Source organism: Streptomyces sp. NPDC059037 (assembly GCF_042740015.1).
GTDB lineage: Bacteria > Actinomycetota > Actinomycetes > Streptomycetales > Streptomycetaceae > Streptomyces.
In genome coordinates this window covers 1-9,367 of sequence record NZ_JBHYIG010000350.1, presented here as the reverse complement: position 1 = coordinate 9,367, position 9,367 = coordinate 1, and the positions used below count along the sequence as shown (strand labels likewise).

At 69.3% G+C, this 9,367-nt stretch carries 8 protein-coding genes and 2 pseudogenes; 9 read left to right on the top strand and 1 reads right to left on the bottom strand.

The genetic code is table 11. The annotated features are described in order from the left end of the window. Positions 1-101: 101 nt before the first annotated feature. The 4 genes and pseudogenes from ACFWY6_RS41235 to ACFWY6_RS41220 all read left to right on the top strand — a co-directional run. A pseudogene (locus ACFWY6_RS41235) lies at positions 102-740 on the top strand (ATP-binding protein); the annotation flags it as partial. Next, positions 737-1,897 (top strand): DNA-processing protein DprA, encoded by a 1,161-nt coding sequence (dprA, locus tag ACFWY6_RS41230; protein ID WP_384701757.1) that lies wholly within the window; start codon positions 737-739, stop codon positions 1,895-1,897. The pseudogene ACFWY6_RS41235 and the gene dprA, both read left to right, overlap by 4 nt. A gap of 297 nt (positions 1,898-2,194) precedes the next feature. Continuing rightward, positions 2,195-3,037, top strand: coding sequence for an RNA polymerase sigma factor WhiG (gene whiG / locus ACFWY6_RS41225; RefSeq protein WP_361822680.1), 843 nt, complete (start codon positions 2,195-2,197; stop codon positions 3,035-3,037). Positions 3,038-3,167: 130 nt separating this feature from the next. Next, entirely contained in the window at positions 3,168-3,725 is a 558-nt protein-coding gene (locus tag ACFWY6_RS41220; RefSeq protein WP_266873145.1) for a TetR/AcrR family transcriptional regulator, read from the top strand. Positions 3,726-3,912: 187 nt separating this feature from the next. Here the strand turns inward: ACFWY6_RS41220 and ACFWY6_RS41215 are convergent. Further along, a pseudogene (locus ACFWY6_RS41215) lies at positions 3,913-4,422 on the bottom strand (murein hydrolase activator EnvC family protein); the annotation flags it as partial. Positions 4,423-4,724: 302 nt separating this feature from the next. Between ACFWY6_RS41215 and rpsB the strand changes: the two are divergent. The 5 genes from rpsB (at position 4,725) to ACFWY6_RS41190 (ending at position 9,348) form a co-directional block, all read left to right on the top strand. Then, on the top strand, positions 4,725-5,639 hold the full coding sequence (gene rpsB / locus ACFWY6_RS41210; RefSeq protein WP_266871128.1) for a 30S ribosomal protein S2: 915 nt from the start codon (positions 4,725-4,727) through the stop codon (positions 5,637-5,639). Between the two features lie 128 nt (positions 5,640-5,767). Next, positions 5,768-6,604: a translation elongation factor Ts gene (gene tsf, locus ACFWY6_RS41205; protein WP_266871129.1), complete on the top strand. Its 837-nt coding sequence runs from the start codon at positions 5,768-5,770 to the stop codon at positions 6,602-6,604. A 186-nt stretch (positions 6,605-6,790) separates the two neighbouring features. Continuing rightward, the gene (gene pyrH, locus ACFWY6_RS41200; protein WP_266871130.1) at positions 6,791-7,552 is read left to right on the top strand and encodes a UMP kinase; all 762 of its coding nucleotides are present in this window, start codon (positions 6,791-6,793) and stop codon (positions 7,550-7,552) included. Between the two features lie 149 nt (positions 7,553-7,701). Further along, positions 7,702-8,259, top strand: coding sequence for a ribosome recycling factor (gene frr / locus ACFWY6_RS41195; protein WP_127829926.1), 558 nt, complete (start codon positions 7,702-7,704; stop codon positions 8,257-8,259). Between the two features lie 33 nt (positions 8,260-8,292). Continuing rightward, positions 8,293-9,348: a phosphatidate cytidylyltransferase gene (locus ACFWY6_RS41190; protein WP_384701752.1), complete on the top strand. Its 1,056-nt coding sequence runs from the start codon at positions 8,293-8,295 to the stop codon at positions 9,346-9,348. The last annotated feature ends 19 nt before the right edge of the window (positions 9,349-9,367 follow it).

Sequence of the window (9,367 nt, the reverse complement as noted above, 5' to 3'; positions counted from 1 at the left end):
GGCTGCCCTGTCCAACGAGCCTGATACGTCAAGGACTCCTACGCGACGCATTCATGCAGTTCAGAGCCAACCCGGTCAGATCGACAGTCGGTAAAGTGCACGAGGCGCCGGAATTCAGCAGCCAGACACTGGACTCCTTGCGCCAGCCCCTCGAATCGGGCCATGTGGTGATCGCCCGCAGCGCGGGGGTGGTGCGGCTGCCCGCGAAGTTCCTGATGGTCCTTGCGGCCAACCCTTGCCCGTGCGGCAGGCACACCCTGCTGGGCGACGGCTGTGAATGCCCTGCGTCTGCCGTCCGCCGCTACCAGGCGCGGCTTTCGGGGCCGCTGCTGGACCGGATCGACCTGAAGGTCGAGGTGGAGCCCGTCACGCGATCCGAACTGTCCGGGTACGGCACGCGGGGCGACTCCACACAGACCGTCGCGGACCGGGTACGCACCGCCCGGGAGAGAGCGGCGGCCCGGCTCGCCGACACCGGCTGGCGGACGAACAGCGAGGTCCCCGGACACGCGCTGCGTACGCGCTGGCCCGCCGAGCCGGGCGCCCTGGACGCGGCCGAAGTGGACCTGGAGCGCGGCTTCCTGACCGCACGAGGGCTCGACCGTGTGCTGCGGGTCGCCTGGACCGTCGCGGACCTCGCGGGTCGCGACCGGCCCTGTGCACAGGACGTGGGCCTGGCGCTGCAGCTGCGTACGGGGGTGTCGCGGGGCGTACCGATGGCGATCGGGGCGCTGACATGACGTCCGGATCCGCCTCGGACGAGGAGCGCCTGGCCAGGGCCGCTCTGACCCGGATCCTCGAACCGGGGGACGAGGTGGGCGGGCGGTGGCTGCGGGAGGCCGGGGCCCTCGAAGTGGTGCGGCGGCTTGTCGAGGAGGAGGAGCGTCTCGACGGTGTGACACCCGCGCGGTGGGAAGGGCTGCGGGCCCGTGCGGAGCGGGCGCGACCGGCGCGGGACCTGGCGGTGGCGCGGGATGCAGGGGTGCGGTTCGTCTGTCCCGGGGAGGCGGAGTGGCCCGTGCAGTTGGACGACCTCGGGGACGCCAGACCGGTCGGGCTGTGGGTGCGGGGGCGGCCAAACCTGCGGATATGGGCGCTGCGGTCGGTGGCCGTGGTCGGCGCGCGGGCCTGCACGGAGTACGGCGCGCACATGGCGGCAGGCCTCGGCGCAGGGCTCGCCGAGCGGGGCTGGGTCGTCGTCTCGGGCGGGGCCTACGGGGTGGACGGCGCGGCGCATCGGGGTGCGCTCGGCGCGGGCGGTGCCACGGTGGCGGTGCTCGCGTGCGGGGTGGACCGGCCCTATCCGCGCGGGCACGCCGAGTTGATCGGGCGGATCGCGGAACAGGGGCTTGTGGTCGGGGAGTTGCCGCCCGGGGATCATCCGACGCCGAGCAGATTCATCCTCCGGAACCGAGTGATCGCCGCGCTCACCCGGGGCAGCGTCGTCGTCGAGGCGGCGTACCGCAGCGGCGCGCTCGTCACGGCGCGCTGCGCCCAGGAGCTCGGCCGCTACACGATGGGGGTGCCGGGCCCCGCCACCAGCGGCCTCTCGGCGGGCGTGCATGAACTCCTGCGCGGCGAGGGTGTTCTGGTGACCGACGCCGCGGAAGTCGTCGAGCTGGTGGGGGACATGGGCGACGTGGCGCCGCAGCGGCGCGGCCCGGTGGTGCCGCGCGATCTGCTCGCCCCTCAGGCCGCGCGCGTCCTGGCCGCGCTGCCCGCCCGCGGGAGCGCGGGGGCGCGGGAGATCGCGCTGGGGGCGGGCACGGCGGTGGACGAGGTTGTCGGTCGGCTGTACGAGTTGCGCTCACTGGGGTTCGTCGAACGACACGGCGATGGCTGGCAGTTGACACGCCAGGCGATTCTGTCGGTCTTCTCGAAGAGAGGGGGATCGTGACGGAACGTGTTCGGCCGTCCGGATGAATCCCCGATGTCCTTGGGAATTCATGCAGTTGGCGCTCCGGGGTCGTCACGCATTGCGATGAGGGGGACTCTCCGGGGCGTCAAGCGGAACGTATCTGCGTACGCGCGATCCCATACTCTTCGCACACTGCGACGCTCCAGTCACGCTACGCTCACAAGGATTCCGGCGCGGACAGGCAATCAGACGGACAACCTCATTCATTTCACGCAAGTTCACCTCACGGGTCCGAGAGACTCCACCAGTACACGGCAGAACGGCTCAAGGCGACGAATGCCCCAGCACACCTCAGGGTCCGACCGGGCGGCAGCTCCCCCCGCCGCCCGTAGCGGCGAGCGGGAGCGGCCTCCCGCACCCTCGTCGCTGGACGAGCTGTGGCGGTCGTACAAGGAGACGGGGGACGGCCGGCTGCGCGAGCAACTGATCCTGCACTACTCACCCCTGGTGAAGTACGTCGCGGGCCGCGTGAGTGTGGGGCTTCCGCCCAATGTCGAGCAGGCGGACTTCGTCTCGTCCGGGGTGTTCGGGCTCATCGACGCGATCGAGAAGTTCGACATCGAGCGGTCCATCAAGTTCGAGACGTACGCGATCACGCGGATCCGTGGCGCGATGATCGACGAACTCCGGGCGCTCGACTGGATTCCCCGGTCCGTGCGGCAGAAGGCGCGCAATGTCGAGCGGGCCTACGCCACGCTCGAGGCGCAGTTGCGGCGTACGCCGTCGGAGAGCGAAGTCGCCCATGAGATGGGGATCGCGCTGGAGGAACTGCACGCGGTTTTCAGCCAGTTGTCGTTGGCGAACGTGGTGGCTCTGGAAGAGCTGCTGCATGTGGGCGGCGAGGGCGGCAACCGGCTGAGCCTGATGGACACGCTCGAGGACACCGCGGCCGACAACCCCGTCGAGGTAGCGGAGGACCGAGAGCTGCGGCGCCTTCTCGCGCGGGCGATCAACACGCTGCCGGAGCGGGAGAAGACCGTCGTCACGCTCTACTACTACGAGGGGCTCACCCTCGCGGAGATCGGCAATGTGCTCGGCGTGACGGAGAGCCGGGTGAGCCAGATCCATACGAAGTCCGTCCTTCAGCTGCGGGCGAAGCTGGCGAGTTTTGGCCGCTGAGCCCGCTGAATCGGTCCTGCCGTCGGCTGCGCCGGGCGGGGCGCGCGGCGGGCGCTCGGGGGCGTATCGACTCCCGTGTCGGCGATCGCGTCCGTAGAGTGGACGTGTGCCAAGGATTCGAGCGGCCTCTGTGGCCGAGCACCGGTCGATGCAGCGCGGCGCCCTGCTGGACGCTGCGCGGTCCCTGCTGTCCGAAGGCGGTACGGAGGCGTTGACCTTCCCCGCCCTCGCCGAGCGCACCGGGCTCGCCCGGTCCTCCGTGTACGAGTACTTCCGGTCGCGGGCCGCGGTCGTCGAAGAGCTCTGCGAGGTCGACTTTCCCGTCTGGGCGGCGGAGGTTTCGGCGGCGATGGAGCGGGCGGAGTCGGCCGAGGGCAAGGTCGAGGCGTATGTGCGACGGCAGCTGGATCTGGTCGGGGATCGTCGGCACCGGGCCGTTGTGGCGATCTCCGCGGCCGAGCTGGACGCGGGGGCGCGGGAGAAGATCCGTGCTGCCCACGGCGGGCTTGTCACCATGATCGGCGAGGCGCTGGCCTCGCTGGGGCATGCGGAGCCTCGGCTTGCGGCGATGCTGCTCCAGGGTGTGGTGGACGCGGCTGTCCGGCGGATTGAGCTGGGCGCCGCGGAGGATCCCTCGGCCATTACCGAGGCGGCGGTCGCCATGGCCCTGCGGGGCGTGCGGGGCTGAGGCCCGGTTTCTCGGTACCCGGCAGCGTTGCGTTGTGCCCACCCGTTCCGCCGTGCGGAACGCCTGCCCACAACAGGGACGGCCGGAGAGGGGTGCTGCCCGGTGGAGCGCCTCCCCGCACCGCGGGCGGCCTGGGTGGGATGCCGTCATGGAGCGTCCCTGCCCAGGGCGGGGGCAGCAGGCGCAAGAGAGGTGCCCCGGTCACCGGCAGGAGCCGTGAAGGGGCTCTTCCCAGTAGCCGCGGTGGCAGTAGGCCCAGTGGGTTCAAGTAGGTCTCGCCTCTGCGTAAGCCCCAGTGCAGGCAGCTCCGGGGGCAGTGGTGCGTCGGGAGTTCCAGGGTGCCCAGAGGGGTGCCCGTGGTGATGGAGTCGCCCTTTTTGACCCTGGCCCGTACGGGTTCATAGGTCGTGCGCAGTGGGGGATCGCCCGTGGCTTTCAGGTCCACCGAGATCACGCCCCGGCCCGCCACCCGTCCGGCGAAGGACACCGTTCCCGGAGCTGCCGCGCGGACCACCGCCCCCGGTGGTGCAGCGAGGTCCACGCCCCGGTGGCCCCGGCCGTACGCAGTCGCCGGGGGCTCCCAGCCGCGTACCACCAAGGGGCGCACCCCCACGGGCCAGCTGCCGCCCGGCTCACCGGCGGCGGCCGGGAGCGCCGCCGCCATGATCAGTACCGCCAACAGCGCCATCAGGCGCATCCCTCGTCGCATGTGAGACATGCGAGAACCGTCCCGCGCCGGGCCCCTCCGCAGGGATCTTGGACCGGATCTGTGGACTACCAGCCGGTTGTGGACAGCGGCGTCACCCGCCACCTCGCGGGTCCCGTACACTTCTTGTGGCGATCCGGGTCACCGGGTCGACTTCGCACGCCCCGACACCAGGCCATGAAAAGCCAGGTGCCAGCGCCTCTCGGTCCTTTGCGGCACGGCGCATCGCGGGCGTCAGGCGCGACCGCCGTCCGGCGGACGCGGCACAACCGAGAACACCAAGGAGTACGGCCATGGCCGTCGTCACGATGCGGGAGCTGCTGGAAAGCGGCGTCCACTTCGGTCACCAGACCCGTCGTTGGAACCCGAAGATGAAGCGCTTCATCTTCACGGAGCGCAACGGCATCTACATCATCGACCTGCTCCAGTCGCTGTCGTACATCGACCGCGCCTACGAGTTCGTCAAGGAGACCGTCGCCCACGGCGGCACGGTCATGTTCGTCGGCACGAAGAAGCAGGCGCAGGAGGCCATCGCCGAGCAGGCCACCCGCGTCGGCATGCCCTACGTCAACCAGCGCTGGCTGGGCGGCATGCTCACCAACTTCTCGACCGTCTACAAGCGTCTGCAGCGCCTCAAGGAGCTCGAGCAGATCGACTTCGAGGACGTCGCCGCGTCCGGTCTCACCAAGAAGGAGCTTCTCGTGCTCTCGCGCGAGAAGGCCAAGCTGGAGAAGACCCTCGGCGGTATCCGCGAGATGTCCAAGGTGCCCAGCGCCGTCTGGATCGTGGACACCAAGAAGGAGCACATCGCTGTCGGCGAGGCCCGGAAGCTCAACATCCCGGTCGTCGCGATCCTCGACACGAACTGTGACCCCGACGAGGTCGACTACAAGATCCCGGGCAACGACGACGCGATCCGCTCCGTCACGCTGCTCACCCGCGTGATCGCCGACGCCGTCGCCGAGGGCCTCATCGCCCGTTCCGGTGTCGCCACCGGTGACTCGAAGCCGGGCGAGAAGGCCCAGGGCGAGCCGCTCGCCGAGTGGGAGCGCGACCTGCTCGAGGGTGACAAGAAGGACGAGAAGGCCGCTGAGGCCGAGGTCCAGACCTCCGCCGAGACGGAGAAGGTCGCCGACGCCGAGCAGGCCGAGGTTCCGGCCGCCGAGGCCGCGGCCGAGGCTCCGGCCGCGGACGCCGAGCAGGCCTGACCTTCACCGGTTCGGTAAGGCCTGGCCTTCACCGGTTCGGTAGTTGACGGCGGGGGCCCGATCGGCCCCCGCCGTTCACCCGTAGACCTTCGTAGATCTTTCAGACTCCGAAAGAGAAATTTTCGATCATGGCGAACTACACCGCCGCTGACGTCAAGAAGCTCCGTGAGCTCACGGGCGCCGGCATGATGGACTGCAAGAAGGCGCTCGACGAGGCCGACGGCAGCGTCGACAAGGCCGTCGAGGCCCTGCGCATCAAGGGCCAGAAGGGCGTCGCCAAGCGCGAGGGCCGCTCCGCCGAGAACGGCGCCGTGGTCTCCCTCATCGCCGACGACAACACCTCCGGCGTGATCGTCGAGCTGAAGTGCGAGACGGACTTCGTCGCCAAGGGCGAGAAGTTCCAGGCCGTCGCGAACTCGCTGGCCGCGCACATCGCCAAGACGTCCCCGGCCGACATCGAGGCGCTGCTCGCCTCCGAGATCGAGGCCGGCAAGACCGTCCAGGCGTACGTCGACGAGGCCAACGCCAACCTCGGCGAGAAGATCGTCCTGGACCGCTTCGCGCAGTTCTCGGGCGCCTTCGTCACCGCGTACATGCACCGCACCATGCCCGACCTGCCCCCGCAGATCGGTGTTCTGGTCGAGCTGGACAAGGCCGACGCCGACCTGGCCAAGGGCATCGCCCAGCACATCGCCGCCTTCGCGCCGAAGTACCTCTCCCGTGAGGACGTTCCGGCCGAGGTCGTCGAGTCCGAGCGCCGCGTCGCCGAGGAGACCACCCGCGCCGAGGGCAAGCCCGAGGCCGCGCTGCCCAAGATCGTCGAGGGTCGCGTCAACGGCTTCTTCAAGGAGGCCACCCTCCTCGGTCAGCCGTACGCGCTCGACAACAAGAAGTCCGTCCAGAAGGTTCTGGACGAGGCCGGTGTCACCCTGAAGCGCTTCTCGCGCATCAAGGTCGGCATCTGAGTCCGTACCGCGATCGACGGTAGACCCCGCTAGGGTCGACAGCGGTCGCCCGCGTACCCCACGCAGTACGCGACGTACGACCGCAGATCTGACGAGGAGGCCATTGCCGAGCATGGGATGCGAACAACACCCCACCGGCAGTGGCCTTCTTCGTATGTGCGCCGAGCAAAAAGAAGCGAGAACTCCATGACCACCAAGGCCGACACGAAGAGTGACGACGGCAAAGTCGCCGGTCGTTTCCTGCTGAAGCTCTCCGGCGAGGCATTCGCCGGCGGGGGCGGCCTTGGCGTCGACCCCGATGTGGTGCACGCCATCGCCAAGGAGATCGCGGCCGTCGTACGCGACGGAGCCCAGATCGCGGCCGTCATCGGCGGCGGCAACTTCTTCCGCGGCGCCGAGCTGCAGCAGCGCGGCATGGACCGGGCCCGGTCCGACTACATGGGCATGCTCGGCACGGTCATGAACTGCCTTGCCCTGCAGGACTTCCTGGAGAAGGAAGGCATCGACTGCCGCGTGCAGACCGCCATCACGATGGGCCAGGTCGCGGAGCCGTACATCCCGCTGCGCGCCGTCCGGCACCTGGAGAAGGGCCGCGTCGTCATCTTCGGCGCCGGTATGGGCATGCCGTACTTCTCCACCGACACCACGGCCGCGCAGCGTGCCCTGGAGATCGACGCCGAGGCCCTGCTCATGGGCAAGAACGGTGTCGACGGGGTCTACGACTCCGACCCGAAGACCAACCCGGACGCGGTGAAGTACGACGCGCTCGGCTACGGCGAGGTCATCACCCGCGACCTGAAGGTCGCCGACATGACCGCGATCACGCTGTGCCGGGACAACAAGCTGCCCATCCTCGTCTTCGAGTTGCTCTCCGCAGGCAATATCGCGCGCGCCGTCAAGGGTGAGAAGATCGGCACGCTCGTGGGTGACCACGGCACCCGGGTCTGACCCAGGCACGTCCCCCGAGGGATGGACAAAGCCCTGCCTGTCGGACACGGTGCAGGGAAAGAGACGCGACGCAGCCGACGCCCCATGGACTCCCCCTACTTCACCGTGTGGGGGCGCCCCCAGCCCACTCACAAACGCAGGAGCAAGTGGTGATCGAAGAGACCCTCCTCGAGGCCGAGGAGAAGATGGAGAAGGCCGTCGTGGTCGCCAAGGAGGACTTCGCCGCGATTCGCACAGGCCGTGCGCACCCGGCGATGTTCAACAAGATCGTGGCCGACTACTACGGCGCCCTGACGCCGATCAATCAGCTGGCCTCGTTCTCGGTGCCCGAGCCGCGGATGGCCGTGGTGACCCCGTTCGACAAGAGCGCGCTGCGCAACATCGAGCAGGCGATCCGCGACTCCGACCTCGGCGTCAACCCGAGCAATGACGGCAACATCATCCGGGTGACCTTCCCGGAGCTGACGCAGGACCGCCGCAAGGAGTACATCAAGGTCGCCAAGACCAAGGCCGAGGACTCCAAGATCTCGATCCGCTCCATCCGCCGCAAGGCCAAGGAAGCGATCGACAAGGCGATCAAGGACGGCGACATCGGCGAGGACGAGGGCCGTCGCGCGGAGAAGGAGCTCGACGACACCACCGCGAAGTACGTCGCCCAGGTGGACGAGCTGCTCAAGCACAAGGAAGCCGAGCTGCTCGAGGTCTGAGTGCTCGGGTCTGAGGACTGAGGAATCCGATCCGTGAACGACTCTTCCTGGGGGGCGCCTCCCAGAGCCGGGTACTGGGGGCCGCCCGACCAGGGCCCTGCTCAAGGGGCTGCCCCGGCAGGTCCCGCGTACGATGCGCATGACGCCCTGTATCCAGCAGAGACGCAGCCCATGCCCATCGTTCCCGACGTGCCTGATGTACCCCAGGAGCCCATGCCCAACGCACCACAGCCCGCCCCCGAAGCGCCTCGTGCGCCTCAGGCGCCGCAGAAGAAGAGCGCGGGCCGTGACCTCGGGGCGGCCATAGGAGTCGGTGTCGGGCTCGGCGCGGTGATCGTCGCGTCGCTCTTCATCGTGAAGGCCGTCTTCATCGGCGTCATAGCGGTCGCCGTGGTGGTCGGCCTCTGGGAGCTCACCTCGCGGCTCGAGGAGCGCAAGGGCATCAAGGCGCCGCTCGTGCCGCTCGCGGTGGGCGGCGCGGCGATGGTCGTCGCCGGGTACGTCCGCGGGGCCGAGGGCGCGTGGGTCGCGATGGCGCTCACCGCGCTCGCGGTGCTCGTCTGGCGGATGACCGAGCCGCCCGAGGGCTATCTGAAGGACGTCACCGCGGGGGTCTTCGCCGCGTTCTACGTGCCGTTCCTCGCCACGTTCGTGGCGCTGATGCTCACCGCGGACGACGGTCCGCAGCGGGTGCTCACGTTCCTGCTCCTGACCGTGGTCAGCGACACCGGGGCGTACGCGATCGGCTGGCGCTTCGGCAAGCACAAGCTGGCGCCGCGCATCAGCCCCGGCAAGACCCGCGAGGGCCTGCTGGGCGCGGTGACGTTCGCGATGGCGGCCGGCGCGCTGTGCATGGAGTTCCTGATCGACGACGGCACCTGGTGGCAGGGGCTGCTCATCGGCCTCGCGGTCGGCGTGAGCGCGACGCTCGGTGACCTGGGCGAGTCGATGATCAAGCGGGACCTCGGGATCAAGGACATGGGCACGCTGCTCCCGGGCCACGGCGGCATCATGGACCGCCTCGACTCGCTGCTGCCGACGGCCCCGGTGGTCTGGCTGCTGCTCGTCATCTTCGTGGGTTCCGGCTGACCCGCGTCTGTGTACGAGC